15 protein-coding genes and 2 pseudogenes are annotated in these 17,005 nt (G+C 72.7%); 4 read left to right on the top strand and 13 right to left on the bottom strand.

Annotated features, from left to right (window positions below):
- Window positions 1–269: 269 nt before the first annotated feature.
- The 6 genes from DKT68_RS24030 to ngcE form a co-directional block, all read right to left on the bottom strand.
- Window positions 270–698, bottom strand: a complete 429-nt coding sequence (locus DKT68_RS24030) for an SRPBCC family protein (RefSeq protein ID WP_109819655.1) — start codon at window positions 696–698, stop codon at window positions 270–272.
- Window positions 691–1,011: an ArsR/SmtB family transcription factor gene (locus DKT68_RS24025; protein WP_109819654.1), complete on the bottom strand. Its 321-nt coding sequence runs from the start codon at window positions 1,009–1,011 to the stop codon at window positions 691–693. Before DKT68_RS24025 ends, DKT68_RS24030 begins: the two co-directional genes overlap by 8 nt.
- Window positions 1,004–1,381, bottom strand: coding sequence for a glyoxalase superfamily protein (locus DKT68_RS24020; RefSeq protein WP_109819658.1), 378 nt, complete (start codon window positions 1,379–1,381; stop codon window positions 1,004–1,006). Before DKT68_RS24020 ends, DKT68_RS24025 begins: the two co-directional genes overlap by 8 nt.
- 58 nt (window positions 1,382–1,439) lie before the next feature.
- On the bottom strand, window positions 1,440–2,345 hold the full coding sequence (locus DKT68_RS24015; protein ID WP_109819653.1) for a carbohydrate ABC transporter permease: 906 nt from the start codon (window positions 2,343–2,345) through the stop codon (window positions 1,440–1,442).
- Window positions 2,342–3,250, bottom strand: a complete 909-nt coding sequence (locus tag DKT68_RS24010) for a carbohydrate ABC transporter permease (protein WP_109819652.1) — start codon at window positions 3,248–3,250, stop codon at window positions 2,342–2,344. The genes DKT68_RS24015 and DKT68_RS24010 overlap by 4 nt, the downstream gene beginning before the upstream one ends.
- 62 nt (window positions 3,251–3,312) lie before the next feature.
- Window positions 3,313–4,728, bottom strand: a complete 1,416-nt coding sequence (ngcE, locus tag DKT68_RS24005) for an N-acetylglucosamine/diacetylchitobiose ABC transporter substrate-binding protein (RefSeq protein ID WP_109819651.1) — start codon at window positions 4,726–4,728, stop codon at window positions 3,313–3,315.
- Window positions 4,729–4,929: 201 nt separating this feature from the next.
- Between ngcE and DKT68_RS24000 the strand changes: the two genes are divergently transcribed.
- Complete coding sequence (locus tag DKT68_RS24000; RefSeq protein ID WP_109819650.1) at window positions 4,930–6,330, top strand: acyltransferase family protein; 1,401 nt, start codon at window positions 4,930–4,932, stop codon at window positions 6,328–6,330.
- Here DKT68_RS24000 and DKT68_RS23995 read toward each other — a convergent pair.
- The 4 genes from DKT68_RS23995 to DKT68_RS23980 all read right to left on the bottom strand — a co-directional run bounded on the left by DKT68_RS23995 (window position 6,302) and on the right by DKT68_RS23980 (window position 11,022).
- Window positions 6,302–7,789 (bottom strand): CoA-acylating methylmalonate-semialdehyde dehydrogenase, encoded by a 1,488-nt coding sequence (locus DKT68_RS23995; RefSeq protein WP_109819649.1) that lies wholly within the window; start codon window positions 7,787–7,789, stop codon window positions 6,302–6,304. The two genes, DKT68_RS24000 and DKT68_RS23995, sit on opposite strands and share 29 nt — an antisense overlap.
- Complete coding sequence (locus DKT68_RS23990; protein ID WP_109819648.1) at window positions 7,786–9,084, bottom strand: aspartate aminotransferase family protein; 1,299 nt, start codon at window positions 9,082–9,084, stop codon at window positions 7,786–7,788. Before DKT68_RS23990 ends, DKT68_RS23995 begins: the two co-directional genes overlap by 4 nt.
- Window positions 9,085–9,260: 176 nt before the next feature.
- On the bottom strand, window positions 9,261–10,127 hold the full coding sequence (locus DKT68_RS31580) for a hypothetical protein (RefSeq protein WP_109819647.1): 867 nt from the start codon (window positions 10,125–10,127) through the stop codon (window positions 9,261–9,263).
- A gap of 25 nt (window positions 10,128–10,152) precedes the next feature.
- Complete coding sequence (locus tag DKT68_RS23980; protein WP_146218427.1) at window positions 10,153–11,022, bottom strand: hypothetical protein; 870 nt, start codon at window positions 11,020–11,022, stop codon at window positions 10,153–10,155.
- A 75-nt stretch (window positions 11,023–11,097) separates the two neighbouring features.
- Here DKT68_RS23980 and DKT68_RS23975 point away from each other — a divergent pair, with 75 nt between their 5' ends.
- On the top strand, window positions 11,098–12,063 hold the full coding sequence (locus tag DKT68_RS23975; RefSeq protein WP_236647047.1) for a hypothetical protein: 966 nt from the start codon (window positions 11,098–11,100) through the stop codon (window positions 12,061–12,063).
- Between the two features lie 30 nt (window positions 12,064–12,093).
- Here DKT68_RS23975 and murD read toward each other — a convergent pair whose 3' ends face one another.
- Window positions 12,094–13,443: a UDP-N-acetylmuramoyl-L-alanine--D-glutamate ligase gene (gene murD, locus DKT68_RS23970; protein ID WP_109819645.1), complete on the bottom strand. Its 1,350-nt coding sequence runs from the start codon at window positions 13,441–13,443 to the stop codon at window positions 12,094–12,096.
- A gap of 91 nt (window positions 13,444–13,534) precedes the next feature.
- Here murD and DKT68_RS23965 point away from each other — a divergent pair.
- Window positions 13,535–14,785 (top strand): annotated as a pseudogene (locus DKT68_RS23965) (hypothetical protein); the annotation flags it as partial.
- Here the strand turns inward: DKT68_RS23965 and DKT68_RS32170 are convergent.
- Window positions 14,747–15,430: pseudogene (locus DKT68_RS32170) on the bottom strand (hypothetical protein); the annotation flags it as partial. The pseudogenes DKT68_RS23965 and DKT68_RS32170 sit on opposite strands and share 39 nt — an antisense overlap.
- A gap of 54 nt (window positions 15,431–15,484) precedes the next feature.
- On the opposite strand from DKT68_RS32170, the gene DKT68_RS23955 reads away from it, so the two are divergent.
- A complete protein-coding gene (locus tag DKT68_RS23955; RefSeq protein WP_109819656.1) occupies window positions 15,485–16,648 on the top strand; it encodes a DNA recombination protein RmuC in 1,164 nt (387 codons plus the stop codon).
- 47 nt (window positions 16,649–16,695) lie between these two features.
- On the opposite strand, the gene DKT68_RS23950 is transcribed toward DKT68_RS23955, so the two are convergent.
- Window positions 16,696–17,005 (bottom strand): hypothetical protein (locus DKT68_RS23950; protein WP_236647046.1); only part of this gene is annotated, 310 nt, incomplete at its 5' end.

The following is a 17,005-nucleotide window of genomic DNA, read 5'->3' as shown; positions in this document are numbered from 1 at the left end:
GCCCAAGAGGACGGCGGAGGGCGGCGGGTGGCGGCCGGCGGGCGAAGGCGCGGCAGGTGGTGAGACGCCGCTGCGACTCGCGCATGATCGCGCTCGATCCAGGATGTAGTGGCCTCCTCACGGCGGGGAGGGGACTCGTTCCAGGATCAAGCGCGATCTTGGCCACGCGGCCTGGGCGCGGCGCCGGGGACGCACCGGCGCCGGGGACGCCGGGGAGACGCGGGCGCCGGGGACGCGCGGCCTGGGCGCGGGCGCCGGGGACGCGCGGGCTAGGACTGGATGGCGTCGAGGACCTTGGCCAGGCGGCGCCAGACGTGCGAGCGCCAGCCGCCGTCGAGCAGGGCGTACGTGCGCTGTTGGAGTGGGTCGTCCGGGTCGAAGCCGGAGTGTTCGAGGAACAGCCGGGTGCCCCGACCCTCGGCGACGAGGGTCCAGGTCACCGCCGTGTCCAGCGATCCGCCGCGCCAGGACCAGCGCAGCAGGCGTTGCGGGTCCAGGTCGAGCACCTCGCAGTGCACGATGCCGTCGAACCCGGGACGCGGGTCGGTGCGAAACGTGAACCGGTGGCCGACGACCGGCACGAAGTCGGTCTGCATCAGCCAGCGCGCGATGAGATCAGGATCGGTCAGCACCCGCCAGACCTTGGTCGGCGGGTGGGGCAGGAACTGGTCCACCCGGATGGTGCCGCGCTCACTCATCGTCGAGCTCGTCCAGCACGTCGCGCAGCGCCCCGAGTCGACCGCGCCAGTACGCCTCGTACGGGCTGAGCCAGTCGGCGACCTCTTGCAGCGGTTCCGCCCGCAGCGCGTACAGCCGCTGTCGGCCGACTGGCCGCTCGACCACCAGGCCGGCCTCCTTGAGCACCTTGAGGTGCTCGGACAGGCTCGGCCGGCGCATGTCGAAGTGGTCGGCGAGTCGCTGGACAGGCTGCTGCCCGCCGTCGCGCAGCAGCCGCAGCAGCTCACGCCGGGTCGGGTTGGCGAGCGCCGCGAAAACGTCCGGCTCAGACACGGGTCGCCTGGAGGACGATGCCGTTGCCGTCGGGGTCGTCGAAGGTGGCGTACCGGCCCCAGGGCGCGGACTGGATCCCGCCGTTGGCGAAGTCCACCCCCCGATCCCGGAGCCGGGCGACGTCCGCGTCCAGGTCGTCGGTCTCCAGCACCAGGCCCTTGAGTGACCCGGGCGGCATGGTCGGGAACCAGGTGACCAGGGTGAGGGCGGTGGCGGCGCCCGGGGGCGCCACCTGCACCCAGCGTCCGCCGTCGGGGCCCATCGGGTTGTCCCAGACCAGGTCGAACCCGAGCACGTCGACGTAGAAGTCCCGGGCCCGGTCCTGGTCGGCGACGGGTACGGAGAGGAGTTGCACGTGGGTTACGGTCATGCCGACCACAATAGGTAGGAGGTTTCCTACCGGTCAACCTGGGCTGGCCCGCCGCGGCCTACTTGAGCTGGCCTGCGGTCAGCCCGGACTGCACCTGCCGCTGGAAGACCACGTAGACGGCGAGCACCGGCAGCACCGCGATGCTCAGCCCGGCGAAGAGCCGGGCGTAGTCGCCGGCGTAGCCCTGGCTGACCGACAGGGCGAACAGCCCCTGGGCGAGCACCCACTTGGACTCGTCGCCCTGCATCAGCACCTGCGGCAGCAGGAACTGGTTCCAGTGGGTGAGGAAGTTGAAGATCGCCACACTGATCAGTCCCGGACGCGCCATCGGCAGCATCACCCGGAAGAACAGCCGGAAGTGACCGCAGCCGTCGACCATCGCGGCCTCCGCCACCGAGGTCGGCAGGGTCCGGAAGAACGCGGTCAGGAAGAACACCGTGAACGGCAGCGAGTAGGCCGCGTACACGAGGATGAGCCCGGTCCAGGTGCCGAAGAGGCCGGCGTTGCGGACCACGAAGAACAGCGGCACCAGGGCGAGGAACACCGGGAACATCAGCCCGCCGACGAACAGGTAGTAGACGAACTGCCGGCCGCGGAACTCGTACCGGGCGAAGACGTACGCGGCGGTGGCGCCCATCAGCATGGTGAGGCTGACCGAGCCGGCGACCACCAGGAGGCTGTTGAGGAAGTACCGGCCGATGTGCGCGCCGGTCCAGGCCCGTGCCCAGTTGTCCCAGTGCAGCGCACCGGGCAGCCCCCACGGGTCGGCCAGGATCTCGCCGTTGGTCTTGAACGAGCTGATGAACATCCACAGCAGCGGCAGGACGGTGAGCAGGCCCCAGATCAGCAGGAAGCCGTGCGAGAAGACGTTGGCCACGCCGAGGTCCCGGCGGATGGGGCGGTCCCGGCGGGTGGCCGGCGTCGGCGCGGTGGCGGCGGGGGCGGGCTTGTCCAGTGTGGTCACGAGTACTCGATCCGATCGCGCCGGCCGACCCGCAGCGACAGCACCGCCACCGAGAGGGTCAGGAAGAACATGACCACGCCGATCGCGGAGGCGTAGCCGAATTTGGTCTCGCTGCCGAAGGCGGTGTCGTACATCCGCACGCCGATCACGTCGGTGGAGAAGTTCGGCCCGCCGTTGGTCATCAGCTGCACGAGGATGAACCCGTCCAGGGCGAAGATGGCCAGGTATACCCAGGCCACCTGGACGGTGTCCCACAGCAGCGGCAGGGTGACCCGCCGCAGCGTGGTGAACCGGGACGCGCCGTCGAGCAGCACCGCCTCGTAGATCTCCTTCGGCACGGCCGACATCGCCGCGCCGAACAGCACCACGTAGAAGCCGACGTTGCTCCACACCATGACCGCGAGCACGCACCAGAAGGCGGTGGCCGGGTCGCCGAGCCACGTCGGCGCGGACAGGCCGATCCCGTGCAGAGTGGCGGTGAGCAGACCCTTGTTCGGGTGGTAGACCTCCTTCCACAGCAGCGCGATGATCACCACGGAGAGCACCTGCGGGAAGAAGTACACCGTGCGGTAGAACGCGCCGCCGCGTACACCGGTCACCCCGGCGCGGCCCTTGCGCCCGCCCATGGCGAGCATGGTGGCGAAGAAGAGCCCGAGCACGATGGTCAGCACCGGCACCAGGGCCAGCAGGACAGCGTTGTTCTGCAACGCGTTCCAGAAGTACCCGTCGTGCCACAGGGTCTTGAAGTTCGCCAGGCCGACGGAGTTGGCGTCGGGCGAGTAGCCGAGCCAGTCGGTGGTGGAGATCTGGAACGCCTGCAGGTACGGCGACACGACGAAGACGACGTACAGCAGCACCGGCGGCACCAGGAAGGTGATGATCAGCGGCCACTTGCCATGTCTCACGATGAGGACCTACTTCCCGTGGTGCGGCCGGTGGGGGCGGCCCGCCCCCACCGGCCGGGGTGTCACGCAGCCCGCTTGTACTTCTTGACCGAGCTGTCCTGGGCGATCGAGTCGGCGCCCCTCTGGCACTGGTCGAGGAAGTCCGCGGGGCCGATCCGGCCGCTGAAGAACTCGCCGCACGCGGCGTCGACGAGGTTGCGCTCCAGTTTGCGGTAGTAGTTGTTGTAGACCCAGTTGAACCCGTTGGCGCCGGACGCGTCCAGCGCCTTGACGACGGTGGTCAGCCCGTACGGCAGCTCGACGCCCTCGGTCGCGCCGGCGACCACGGTGAGGCTGGCGACCTTGCGCGTGAAGTCCTGGGCGCCCTTCTTGGACAGCATGGTCCGGAAGTACTCCAGGCCGCCGGCGACGTTGCGGGCCTTGGCGGGCACCATGAACGGCTCGCCGGCGGTGCCGCGGATCGCCTCGAACGGCAGCTTGTCGCCGCTGCCCAGGCTCGGCGTCGGCGCGATGGTCATGTTGAAGCCGGCGGGGGTGACGTCCTTCTGCTCGCTCTCCAGCCAGGAGCCGCAGGAGATGAACGCGGCCTTGCCCTGGCACCAGGCGGTCTGGGACTGCTTGTGGTCCAGGCCGGGCGAGCCCTCCAGGATGTACTTGTCCTTGACGATCTGGTGCCACGCGTCGGCGGCGGCCTTCATCGCGTCGGACTTCCAGGCGTTCGGCTCCAGGTTGTCGAGCGCGAGGGCCACCGACGGGCCACCGAACTTGATCGCGGTGGAGATCAGCGGCCAGCTCATGTAGCGCGGGTGGAGGCCGGCGTACGTCCAGGGGGCGATGCCGGCGGCCTTGATCTGCTTGCAGAGCGCGATGTGCTCGTCCCAGGTCTTGGCGTACTCCCACTTGCGCTCGGTGAAGAGCTTGTTGGAGTGCCAGATGCCGTAGGCGGTGTAGGTGTAGTTCAGCACCAGGAACGCGCCGTCGTACGAGCCGATCTCGACCGCGCCGGGCAGCAGGGTGTCCTTGACCGTCTTGCCGGGCACGTCGAGGCTCGGGGCGGCGAGCAGCTCGCCGAGGTCGGCGAGGGCGTTCTGGCTGACCAGGCCGTTGAAGTCGATCTGGCCGGTGCCGGAGTTGTTGACCACGTCCGGCGGGGAGCCGTCGACGAAGCGCGGCTGGAGGGTCTTGCTGATCTCCTGGGTGGCGGAGTGCTTGATCTTCGCCTTCGGGTACTTCTCGGTGTACATGGCCTCGTGGGTCTTCGCGTACTCCTCACCGAACCCACCGCTGAAGATCACCACCTCGAGGGGTGCGTCCTCCTTGACGCCGAGCGGGTTCTGCTCGCTCTTGGTGCCCTTGTAGGCGGCGTTGTCGTCGTTGTCGTCGCCGCCGCCGGAGGCACAGCCGGTCAGCAGGCCGGCGGCGGGGGTGGCCAGCAGGCCGGCGGCGGCGCTGCGCCGCAGGATGTCACGCCTGTTCATGGTGTCTCCTCGGGTCGGGTCGGGCGAACGCCGGGTGATGGGGGTGGCGTCCGTCGCACGAGGCGCAGGGGGATGTGTTGCTTGTCTTCATTTGACATAAAGTCGCTGAAGAATTTCTACGGCAGCGACGCCTGGACTTCAACCCCCGGCAGCCGAACCGTTATCACCACCGGCCAGCGCCGGGTCGCATAGCCTGAGACGATGCGCCGCCTGCGCCAGCTCGCGGAGCGCACCCCGGCGGGCCGGGAGCGGTACGTCGACCTGCTCCGCGCGCTCGCCATCACCATGGTCGTTCTCGGCCACTGGGCCGTCACCGTGATCGAGCGGGACGACGCCGGCCAGCCCACCGGCCACTCGGCGCTCGGGGACCTGCCGTGGGCGTACCCCCTGACCTGGGTGGCCCAGGTGATGCCGGTGTTCTTCCTGGTCGGTGGCTACGCCAACGCGGCCTCGCTGACCCGGCTGCGGGCCCGGGACGGCGACGCGGCCGGCTGGCTGCTCGACCGCAGCGCCCGGCTGATCCGCCCCACGAGCGCGCTGGTGCTGGTGCTCGCCGTCGCGGGAGTGGCGGCCCGGCTGCTCGGCGCCGACCCGACCCGGATCCGCGAGGTGGTCTGGTTCGCCACCATCCCGCTGTGGTTCCTGGTCGCCTACCTGGCGGTGGTCGCGCTCACCCCACCGATGTACGCGCTGCACCGCCGCTTCGGCCTGGCCGTCCCGCTGGTCCTGGTCGCCCTGGTCGGCATCGGTGACCTGGGCCGGCTGACCGGGCCGGAGGAGCTCGGATTCGGCAACTACCTGTTCGGCTGGCTCGCCGTACACCAGCTCGGTTTCGCCTGGCACGACACCCGCGCCGCGCCGCCGCCCGGGGCGACCGACGCCGCCGGGGCCGCGCCCACCGACCGTCCGGGGGTACGGGGGCGCCGGCTGCCCACCTCGCGCCGGGCCGGCGTGCTGTTCCTGGCCGTCGGGCTGGCCGCGCTGCCACTGCTCACCGTGCTCGGCCCCTGGCCGGTGTCCATGCTGCACGTGCCGGGCGAGCGGCTGGACAACGCCGCGCCGCCGAGCCTCGCGCTGCTCGCCGTCGCGGCCGCCCAGCTCGGCCTGATCCTGCTGCTGCGCGGCCCGGCGGAGCGCCTGCTGCGCCGCACCGGCCCGTGGCAGCTCGTGATCGGGGTCAACCTCGTGGTGCTGACCGTGTTCCTCTGGCACCTGAGCGCCGCCATCCTGCTGGTCGGCCTGCTCGACGCGATCGGCGTCCTGCCCACCCCGGCGGTCGGCTCGGCGGCCTGGTGGGCGTGGCGGGTGCCGTGGCTGCTGCTGCTCACGGCGGTCCTGGCGGTGCTGGTCGCCGTCTTCGGACCGGTGGAGGCACGCAGCGCCCGGCACCGCACCGGACGCCGGGCCGGCGGAGGCACCACGACGCGGCTGGCGCTGACCGTGGCCGGTTACGCCGCCGTGGTGGCCGCGCTGCTGATCAACAGCGCGACCGCGGCGAAGGCCCCGGAGCCGATCGGCACGCCCGTCCCGGCGCTGCTGGCGTACCTGGCCGGGGCGGGCGTGCTGCGGCTGCTCAGGTCTGGGTGGGGAACCCGAGGTTGACCCCGCCGTGGCGCGGGTCCAGCCACCGGCTGGTGACGACCTTTCCCCGGGTGAAGAAGCGCACCCCGTCCTCCCCGTGCGCGTGCAGGTCACCGAAGAGCGAGGACTTCCAGCCGCCGAACGAGTGGTACGCCATCGGCACCGGGATCGGCACGTTGATCCCGACCATGCCGACCTCCACCTCGTGCTGGTAGCGCCGGGCCGCGCCGCCGTCGTTGGTGAAGATCGCGGTGCCGTTGCCGTACGGGCTGGCGTTGACCAGCTCCACCGCCTCGTCGTACGAGCCGACCCGGACCACGCCGAGCACCGGCCCGAAGATCTCGTCCGTGTAGATCGACATCTGCGGGCTCACCCGGTCGAACAGCGTCGGCCCCAGCCAGAAGCCGTCCGGGTCGCCGTCCGGCGTCACGTCCCGCCCGTCCACCACCGGCACCGCGCCGGCGGCCACCCCGGCGTCCACGTAGGAGCGCACCTTCGCCGCGTGGGCGGCGGTGACCAGCGGGCCCATGTCGCAGCCCCGCCGGCCGTCACCGGTGCGCAGCCCGGCCATCCGCACGGCGATGCGCTCGACCAGCGCGTCCGCGACCGGCTCCACCGCCACCAGCACCGAGATGGCCATGCACCGCTCCCCCGCCGACCCGAACCCGGCGTTGACCGCCGCGTCGGCGGCCAGGTCCAGGTCGGCGTCGGGGAGCACCACCATGTGGTTCTTCGCCCCGCCGAGCGCCTGCACCCGCTTGCCGGCGGCGGTGCCGCGCTCGTAGACGTACCGGGCGATCGGGGTGGAGCCGACGAACGACACCGACCGCACCTCCGGGTGGTCCAGCAACGCGTCGACGGCCTCCTTGTCGCCGTTGACCACGTTCAGCACCCCGTCGGGCAGGCCCGCCTCGGCGAACCACTCGGCCAGCAGCAGCGCCGCGGTCGGGTCCTTCTCGCTCGGCTTGAGCACCACGGCGTTGCCGCAGGCCACCGCCACCGGAACGAACCACAGCGGCACCATCACCGGGAAGTTGAACGGGGAGATCACCGCGACCACCCCGAGCGGCTGCCGGATCGTGTACGAGTCGACCTCGGTGGAGACGTTCTCGCTGAACGCGCCGCGCAACGCCGAGGGCAGGCCGCAGGCGTACTCGATGACCTCCAGGCCGCGCTGCACCTCGCCGGCGGCGTCGGCGAGGACCTTGCCGTGCTCGGCGGTGATCACCTCGGCGAGCCGGTCCCGGCGGGCGTGCACCAGCTCCCGGAAGGCGAACAGCACCGCCGACCGCTTCGCCAGCGACGCGTCCCGCCAGGCACGGGCGGCGAGGGCGGCGGCCTGCACCGCGACGTCGACGTCCGCGGTCGAGGCCAGCTCCACCTCGGCGGTACGCCGGCCCGTCGCCGGGTCGAACACGTCGCCGCGCCGCTCGGACGTGCCGCCGACCCGCTTGCCGTCGATGAAGTGTCCGATGCTCACGCCGCCACCCCCGCCGAGGAACGGATCGCGTCGACGAGGATCGCCAGGCCCTCGCGGGCCTCCTCCTCGGTCAGCGTCAGCGGTGGACCCATCCGCAGCACGTTGCCGTACAGGCCGCCCTTGCCGGCGAGCAGCCCGCCGGCCCGGCACGCCTCGAAGACCCGGTTGGTCAGCGCCGGGTCGGGCTCGCTGGTCCCCGGCCGGACGAACTCGACGCCGAGCATCAGCCCCTTGCCGCGTACCTCCGCGACGCAGTCCAGCCCGCCCACCGCGGCGCGCAGGCCGTCGGCGAGGATCGCGCCGACGCGGGCCGCGTTCGCCTGGAGGTCGTGCGCGACCAGGTAGTCGAGCACCGCGTTGCCGGCCGCCGTGGAGATCGGGTTGCCGCCGAACGTGGAGAAGCTGATGGCCGGCACCGACTCCAGCACCTCGGCCCGCCCGACCACCCCGGCCAGCGCGAACCCGTTGCCGATGCCCTTGGCGAACGTGAGCAGGTCGGGGGTGACCCCGTGCGCCTGGTAGCCCCAGAAGTGCTCCCCGGTGCGCCCCCAGCCGGTCTGCACCTCGTCGGCGATGAACAGGATGCCGTGCTCGTCGAGGACCTTCTTCCAGCCGGCGAAGAGCCCGTCCGGCGGGTGCACGAAACCGCCCACACCCTGGATCGGCTCGGCGATCAACGCCGCCACGTCGCCGGCCGTCTGGGTGGCCAGCACCTCCCGCAGGTCCTCCACCGCCGCGTCGACCTGCTCCTCCGCGCTCAACCGGGCGAGCAGGCCGCGTACCCGGTCACCCGAGTGCAGCCAGGCCACCTGGAGCGGGTTGAGGCCGCTGGCCGACCAGTTGCGGTTGCCGGTGACGCCCATCGCCGCGTACGACCGGCCGTGGTAGCTGTTGCGCACGGCCAGGATCTGGTGCGAGCGCCGGTGGTTGGTGGCGACCAGCAGCGCCGCCTCGTTCGCCTCGGTGCCGGAGTTGGTGAAGAACACCCGGGCGTCCGGGATGCCGGAGCGCTGCGCGATCTTCTCGGCCAGCTCCACCTGCTGCCGGATCAGGTAGAGCGTCGAGCTGTGCACGATGCCGGTGGCGAGCTGACGCTCGACCGCCTCCCGGATCTCCGGTATGTCGTAGCCGATCATGTTGGTCAGCACGCCGCCGAAGAAGTCCAGGTAGCTGCGGCCCTGGGCGTCGGTGACCCGGCGGCCCGAGCCGGAGACCAGCTCGATCGGCTCGGCGTAGTACAGCGGCATCCAGGACGGGAGCACGGCCCGGTGCCGGGCCAGCAGGTCGTCGGTCATCGTGGCAACCCTTCAGCGGCATTCGTGGATACCGCACGCTCCCACCGGTGGCCGGTATGGACAACTGCCACTGTGTAGCGCAGGGCGCGCCAGCTCCTGACAGTGCGTCAGTCGGACGGCCGGCCGGCGCGTTCAGCCGGCGGCGACGGCGCCCGCGCGGCGACGGGCCGGTGCGTTCAGCCGGCGGCGGCGACGGCGCCCGCGCGGCGACGGACCGCGCCGACGTGCGTGGCCACCTGCAACGCCCCGGCCACCAGCGCGAACGCCACCCAACCGGCCGCCAGGGCGGCGACCGGCGAGCCGTCCTGCCATCGGTGGTACGCCGCCAGGAAACCGACCAGCGCCAGGCTGTTGCGGGCGAAGTGCCGGGTGAACGCCACCAGGTCGCGGCGGCTCTCGACGGCCACCAGCACCCCGGAGTACGGGAAGGTCACCACCATCGCGCGCAGCAACTCGCCGAGCAGCCCGGTGAGCGTCGCCCCGACCAGGATCACCAGCAGCTTGACCGGCGCCGGAAGCCTTCTCCGCGACCCCGCCTCGACCTGCGGCTCCGCCTCCGCCTCCGGTTCGTCCCCTGGCGGTGGTCCGGTCTCCGGCGTCGGGTCGGTTGTCGGCGGCGGGTCGGTTGTCGGCGCCGGCGTCGGGTCGGTTGTCGGCGCCGGCGGCGTCGGATCGGCAGTGTGCCGGCGCAGCAGCAGCATCGCCACCAGCCAGAGCGCCACCGTGCCGGCCAGCGCCGGCCCGAACGGCACCGGCACCGCCAGCAGGCCGGCGCTGAACGCCACGTACCCGGCGATCCCGGCGGCGTCGGCGAGCAGGATCGGCCAGCGCAGCCGGTGGTGGGTGACCGCCACGACGACGAAGAACAGGTTGAGGCCCAGCACCCCGAGCAGTTGGGCACCCTCCACCCGGTGCCCGGTGCTCACCAGGGCCAGCGTCATCGGCAGCGGGAGACTGTAGACGAACGCCCGCAGGCGCACCGACCGGATCAGGCTGACCGCCCACACCACCGCCGTCACCAGCAGCACGCCGCTCACGGTCATCGGTGCGCCCGCCCTCCGGTCGCGGTCAGTCCAGGAAGGTCGCGGCCTCGGCGCAGACCTCGAAGACGTCGGTGAGCCGGGCCAGGTCCGCGGCGTTGACCGAGAACTGGTTCTCGGTGATTTCGCCGTGCGCGCTCATCCCACCCTCCCAGCAGGAGCTGCCGTCCCACAGGGTCAGGTTGACGTGCCGGGACGCCTCCACCACGCCCCACGGCAGCAGACCCACCCGCACCCCGGCCCGGCGCTGCGCCCGCACCAGCTCGGTCAGCTCGTCGGTCAGCCCGGCGTGCACGAAGACCCGGGTGATCCGTACGTCCCGGGCCAGCGCCTCGACGTTGGCCGCCCAGTAGTGCCGACCGATGTCGCCGCGCCACCAGCTCAGCTCGCCGCTGGCCCTCGGCATCACGTTCGTCACCGCGTCCAGCCGCCGCACGCACTCCCGGGTGGCGCCGAGCAGGTCCTGACAGTCGTCGCCCGGCCGGATGATCCGTCCGGCGCGCAACTGCTCGGTCTGCGTCCGGAACCGCTCGAAGCGACGCCGGGCCTCCTCGGCGACCCGGGTGCCCGGATGCCGCTCGACCGCCTCCCGGGTGCCGGTCACCACCTCGGGCACCGCGTGCACCAGCCAGGGCGGCCCCTCCAGCAGCGTCCGCAGGTGGAAGCGGCGCTCGGCACGGGCCAGCGAGTCCACCAGCAGCGAGATGGTGGTGCCCATCAACCCGGCGAGCAGCGACTCCACCCCGGTCGCCGCGTTGGTGAGGTCCAACGTGACGGACAGCGAGATCGACAGCAGGATGCCCACCAGCGCGACCGGGTCGGTGTGGGCCAGCAGCCGGACGAACCCACCGGCGGGCCCGACCCGGTCGGCGCGGGAACGGCGGAGCATATCGGTCATCGACGTACCTCCCGGGCGTCGGCTGCCGTCAGGGTACGACGGGACGACAACGACGCCGTCCCGTACGATCCGGCGGTGCCTGAGCTGCCCGTACCGCTGCGCCTCGGGGCGCCGGGCGACCCAGCCGCCGGCATCGCCCAATGGGTCCGCGCGGACCCGATCCGCCGGCTGGTCGCCCGCTTCGGCGGCACCTGGCCCGACGGCGACCTCACCGAGGTGCTGCGGTTCCTGGACGAGTTCTCCGCGCGGCACTGGGACTTCCGGGACGGCCGGGAGCGGCCGGACGCCCGGGAGCCGAACCTCGACCCGGCCACCGCCGAGCTGGTGCTCGCCTCGGCGGCCGCGCTCGGCCTGGTCCGACCGGTGGCGCCGGCCAGACCGGCGTACGCCCATCTGGTGGTCCTCGGCGGCCTGGCGCACGCCTGCGTACGCCGGGTCGGGTACGCCGCGCACCTGCTGCGCACCGGCCTGCGGGTGACCGGCGAGGTCGCCGTGCTGGGCAGCTTCCGGCCACTGGCCGACTGGGAACGCCGGACGCTCGCCCACGCGGGCCTGCCGGCCGACGAGACCGAGGTGGACGTGCTCGACTCGGCGGTCCGGCGGATCTTCCGGGTGACCGCACCGGCGCAACAGGACGGTCTCGAAGCCGGCCACCCGCACCACTCCTGGTCCTCGCGGACCTACCGGCCGGCGGGACTGCCGCCGGTACGGGTGCTCGCCGCGCCCTCCAGCGAACCGGATCGACGGCGAGCGCACACCGCCGACACCCAGCGGTTCTGGGCCGGGCACGTCCAGCTCGCACCGGGCGACGACGTGCTGATGGTCACCGCGCCGATCTACGTGCCGTTCCAGCACTGCGACGCGCTGCGCACCCTGGCCGTCCCGTACGGCTGCGACATCGACACCGTCGGGGTGGACCCGACGCTGGCCGACCTGGCGGTGCTGCCCGAGCAGACGCTCACCCCGGGCCGCTACCTCCAGGAGATCCGCTCCGCGATCCGCGCGATGCGCGCCCTGCACGCCGGGCTCGACCCGCGCTGACGCCGTCGCGCCGGGCCAGCGGTGGCCCGTCTAGGCCCCCGCGGTGTCGGCGACGGCCTGGGCGAAGACCTCGGAGCGGTGCTCGAAGTTGCGAAACTGGCCGTAGCTCGGGGCGGCCGGCGACAGCAGCACGACGCCGCCGGCCGGGGTGAGCTTGCGGGCCAGCCGCACGGCCGCCACCAGATCGTCGACCACCTCGGCACGCACCCCGGGCAGCCCGTCGAGGGCGGCCACGATGCGGCTGCCGCTGTCCGGGATGCCGATCACGGTCAGCTCCCGCTCCGCCAGGTGCTCGGCCAGCGGCGTGTAGTCCAACCCCCGGTCGGTGCCCCCGACGATCACGGTCAACGGCCGCCCGTCGTACGCGTCGATGGCGTGCATGGCCGCGTACGGACTGGTGGCCAGCGTGTCGTCGACGAAGGTCAACCCGGACGGGTCGGTGATCTCGGTGAGCCGGTGGGCCAGCCCCTGGTACTCGGCGACCGCGACGGCGATGCTGTCCCTCTCGGCCACGACGTCGACGCCGAGGGCGTCGAGCACGGCGAGCGCGACGCAGAGGTTGCCCTCGTTGTGCCGGCCGACCAGGGGCAGCACGGCACGCGGGAAGAGCGGCTGGTTGCCGAGGTGGAACCAGGGCGTGCCGTCGGCGCCGGTGGCGACGTTGGTGGTGTCGGGGCGACCGGCACGGACCGCCGGCCGGTCACCCAGCTCGGCGGCGAGCCGGGGGTCGGCGCCGTTCACCACGATCGTCTGCGGGCCGTGGGCGAGCAGGTTGAGCTTGTCCCGGTAGTACTCCCGCTCCCCGCCGTGCGCGTCCAGGTGCTCGGGGAAGAGCGCGGTGACCACGGCCACCCGGGGCGAGTCGGAGAGGTCGCTGCACTGGTAGCTGGACAGCTCCAGCACGTACAGCTCGGCATCGGGCAGGTCGAGGGTGGGCACGCCGATGTTGCCGCCGAAGACGTTCGGCCGGCCCACGGCGGTGAGCAGGTGGCTGATCAGGCTGGACGTGGTGCTCTTGCCCTTGCTGCCGGTGACCCCGACGGTGCGGGCGGCGTGGTCGGCCATCCACAGCGCGGTGCCCTGCGTGACGGTGGCGCCGCGCTTGCGCAGCTCGACCAACCACGGGTGGGTCTGCGGCACGCCCGGCGACCGGACCACCACGTCGGCGGCGGCCAGCCGCTCGAAGCCGGCGTCGCCGGTGACCAGCGGGGCCGCCTCGGCCAGCGGGCCGTCCCACGGCAGGGAGAGGAAGTTCGCGCTGTCGTCGACGGCGACCAGCTCGGCCGGGCCGTGCGCGGCGATCGCGGTCACCGCGGCCCGGCCCTCCCGGCCGGTCCCCCAGACGGCGACGGTACGTCCGCGCAGGTCAGACAGGCGCACGGGGCTCTCCTCGGGGGTCGCGGCGGCGGTGGGGCGGGCACGGTCCGGCGCAGCCGGACACGGCCGGACGAACCAGGGCCTAGTATGGCGTGTGCCCAACGAGCAGCTCCGGCGGATGGACGCCTTCACCTTCCCGTCCTACTCGATCGACTTCGCCACCGGCGAGGTGTTGTTCGACTACGCGTTGACCGGCCCGGCCGGTGAGCAGCGGTTCACCGAGGTCATCACTCTTCCGCTGCCGGCGGCGCCGCCATCGGACGAGACGGTCGCCACCCTCGGCCGGGTGCTGGAGGTGCTGCACCTGGTCGCCGGGGTCAGCTACTACAAGGCCGCCGCGCCGCCCCGGCTGGTCCTGCCGGCGCCGCTGGGCGCGGCCACCGTCGACTACGTCACCGCCGTCTACACCAAGGGCCTCGCGGAGTACGCGTACCGCAACCAGCTGCCGCACGTGCTCCAGCTGCGCCCGGAGGTGCCGGCCGGCTCACCGGAGTCGCCACGCGTGTACGACAACTCCGACCGTCGCCCGCTCTCCGCGGTCGGCGGCGGCAAGGACTCCATCGTCAGCCTGGAGGCGCTGCGCCGCGCCGAGCTGGACCCGGTGCCGTTCTCGGTCAACCCCAACCACGTGATCGTCTCGGTGAACGAGGCGTCCGGGCTGACCCCGTTGGCCGCCCGGCGGCGGATCGACCCGGTGCTGTTCGACCTGAACGCGGCCGGCGCGCTGAACGGCCACATCCCGGTCACCGCGATCAACTCGCTGATCGCGGTGGCGACCGCGGTGCTGCACGGGCTGGGCCCGGTGGTGATGTCCAACGAGCGCTCCGCGTCCGACCCCAACCTCGTCTGGAACGGCCACGAGATCAACCACCAGTGGTCCAAGGGCGTCGAGGCCGAAGGGCTGCTGCGGGCGGCGCTGGCCGAGCACGCCGGTCTCACCGAGCCCTACTTCTCGCTGCTGCGCTCGCTGTCCGAGCTGCACATCGCCCGCCTGTTCGCCGGGTTCACCCGCTACGACGACGTGGTGACCAGCTGCAACGCCGCGTTCAAGCTGCGCGACGCGAGCGAGCGCTGGTGCCGCGACTGCCCCAAGTGCCGGTTCGTCTTCCTGGCCATGGCGCCGTTCATGACGCGGGAGCGGGTCACCCACATCTTCGGCGGTGACCTGCTCGCCGACCCGGAGCAGATCCCCGGCTACCGGGAGCTGCTGGGCGTGGACGGGCACAAGCCGTTCGAGTGCGTGGGCGAGGTCGAGGAGTCGGTGGTGGCCCTGGGCCTGCTCGCCGAGCAGGACCAGTGGCGCGACGCCCCGGTGATCCGCGCCCTGGTCGACGCCGTCGCCGAAGCCCTCCTGGTAGCCCTCGTCGTAGCCGTACCCCGGGTCGGCGAAGGCGGGCGAGAACAGCGCGTCGGCGATCAGGATGCCGCCGAGCACACCGGCGCCGGCGCCCAGCGCCGTCTTCCACCACGGCGTCGAGTACCAGCCCGCCGGCACCGGGCGGCCCTGGTAACGGCCACCGGGGTAGTAGTAGGGCGTTTCCCGGCCGGGCTGGGGACCGGCCCGGAAGGTCTGCCCCTGCACGTCGACCTGACGCTCCTTGGTGAGCTGCCCGACGCCGCGCGCGGCAGCCAGCGCCGGCACCTCGGGCCCCGGATCGATGCCCAGCGCGGTCCGCGCCGCCCGGATGTACGCCAGTCCCTCCAGCGCGGTCTCCCGGGCCAGCGCGAACTGGTTCGACGTGCGCGCCTGCTCCAGCTGCGAGCCCGCCGCGTTGTACCGCTCACCGGCGTCGGACAGGGCCTGGCGGACCGCCGGCTCGTCGCCGTGCAGGGTCATCAACTGGCCGCCGAGGCGCTCGTACCAGCGTTGGGCCTCCGCGCGGGCGTCGCCGAGCTCGGTGCGCTGACGGGCGGTGGCCTGGGCGCGGATGAGCGCCGCGGCGGCCACCGCGCCGATTACCACGATGGCGAGGCACAGCACAAGTTCCATGTCATCGAACGTACCCCCGGCTCGCACGTCGTATCCGTCTGGCAAGCTCCGGTGATGGACGTCTCGACGCTGCTCCTGGTGATCGTGTGCCTCGGCGCCGGCGGGGCGGTGGGCTGGCTCGCGGCGCGGTCCCGGTCGGCGGCCGACATCGCCCGGCTGGACGCCACGCTGACCGCGACCCGGGAGGGCGAGGGGCGCCTGGAGCAGTCCATGCGGGCGCTGAGCTACGAGGCCACCGCCCAGTCCCAGGAGGCGGTGGCCCGGGCGGTTGCCCCGCTGCACGACACCCTGCGCCGCTATGAGCAGCGGGTCGCCGAGCTGGAGCACGACCGGGTCGACGCGTACGCCGAGCTGCGCGAGCAGGTCCGCTCGATGAACGCGGTCTCCGGCGAGCTGCGCACCGAGACCAAGCAGCTGGTGGCCGCGCTGCGCGCCCCACAGGTGCGGGGCCGCTGGGGCGAGCACCAGCTGCGCCGCATCGTCGAGGCGGCCGGCATGCTGGAGCACTGCGACTTCTCGGAGCAGGTCACCGCCGCCACCGACCAGCAGGTGGTCCGCCCGGACCTGGTGGTCCGGCTGCACGGCGGCCGGTCGGTGGTGGTGGACGCCAAGGCCCCGTTCGACGCGTACCTCACGGCGATGGAGGCCCGCGACGAGCGTGGCCGGGACACCCACCTCGACGCGCACGCCCGCCACCTGCGGGGGCACGTCGACGCCCTGGCCGCCAAGTCCTACTGGTCCGCGTTCGACAGCTCACCGGAGTTCGTGGTGCTGTTCGTCCCCGCTGACCCGTTCCTCGACGTGGCGCTCCAGCGTGATCCGACGCTGCTGGAGCACGCGTTCGCCCGCAACGTGGTGCTGGCGACGCCGGCCACCCTGGTCGCCCTGCTCCGCACGGTGGCCTACTCGTGGCGGCAGGAGGCGCTGGCCCGCAACGCGCTCGCGGTGCACACGCTGGCCCGGGAGCTGTACAGCCGGCTCGCCACCCTCGGCGACCACGTGGGCAAGCTCGGGTCGTCGCTGGCCGGCGCGGTGACCGCGTACAACCGCGCGGTCGGCTCGCTGGAGGCACGGGTGCTGGTCAGCGCCCGCAAGCTTGCCGAGCTGGGCGTCTCGGACGACGAACTGGCCAGCCCGGCCCAGGTCGAGCTGACCCCTCGTCAGCCCCAGGCGCCCGAGCTGCTCGACGACGTGGTCCCCGCCGAGCGCGACCGCTGAGCAGCCCGCCGGTGGGCCGGCGGGCGACCCGCCGGCCCAGGGCCGGGTCAGCTGCGGTGGGCGTTCTCCACCATGAAGGGGGTGCCCTGCTGGCAGGTGGTCATCGTGTCCGGTTCGACCCGGCCGGTGACGGTCACCCTGGCCCCGGCGGCGAGCACGTCCCGGGGGCCGCCGATCAGCAGGTAGCCGTCGAGCAGCACGCAGTTGGGCTCCACGCCGCGGGTGATCGTGCCGGTGAGCGTGGTGGCCCCGACCGGCGGTGGCAGGGTCGGGCCGCCCGGTGACTTCGGCGTCGGCCTGGGGGCGGTCGGCGTCGTGGGCGCGCCCGGGTCAGGGGTCGACGGGGTGGCCGCGGAC

The sequence above is a fragment of the Micromonospora acroterricola genome, assembly GCF_003172955.1.
Lineage (GTDB): Bacteria > Actinomycetota > Actinomycetes > Mycobacteriales > Micromonosporaceae > Micromonospora > Micromonospora acroterricola.
The sequence above is the reverse complement of the archived record's forward strand: the minus strand, read 5'-3'. Positions and strand labels throughout refer to the sequence as shown.

Bases quoted from the DNA above. Each gene is read 5' to 3' on its own strand.
- DKT68_RS24030 (WP_109819655.1), bottom strand. From the start codon at position 698: ATGAGTGAGCGCGGCACCATCCGGGTGGACCAGTTCCTGCCCCACCCG.
- DKT68_RS24020 (WP_109819658.1), bottom strand. From the start codon at position 1,381: ATGACCGTAACCCACGTGCAACTCCTCTCCGTACCCGTCGCCGACCAG.
- ngcE (WP_109819651.1), bottom strand. From the start codon at position 4,728: ATGAACAGGCGTGACATCCTGCGGCGCAGCGCCGCCGCCGGCCTGCTG.
- DKT68_RS24000 (WP_109819650.1), top strand. From the start codon at position 4,930: ATGCGCCGCCTGCGCCAGCTCGCGGAGCGCACCCCGGCGGGCCGGGAG.
- DKT68_RS23990 (WP_109819648.1), bottom strand. From the start codon at position 9,084: ATGACCGACGACCTGCTGGCCCGGCACCGGGCCGTGCTCCCGTCCTGG.
- DKT68_RS31580 (WP_109819647.1), bottom strand. From the start codon at position 10,127: ATGACCGTGAGCGGCGTGCTGCTGGTGACGGCGGTGGTGTGGGCGGTC.
- DKT68_RS23980 (WP_146218427.1), bottom strand. From the start codon at position 11,022: ATGACCGATATGCTCCGCCGTTCCCGCGCCGACCGGGTCGGGCCCGCC.
- DKT68_RS23955 (WP_109819656.1), top strand. From the start codon at position 15,485: ATGGACGTCTCGACGCTGCTCCTGGTGATCGTGTGCCTCGGCGCCGGC.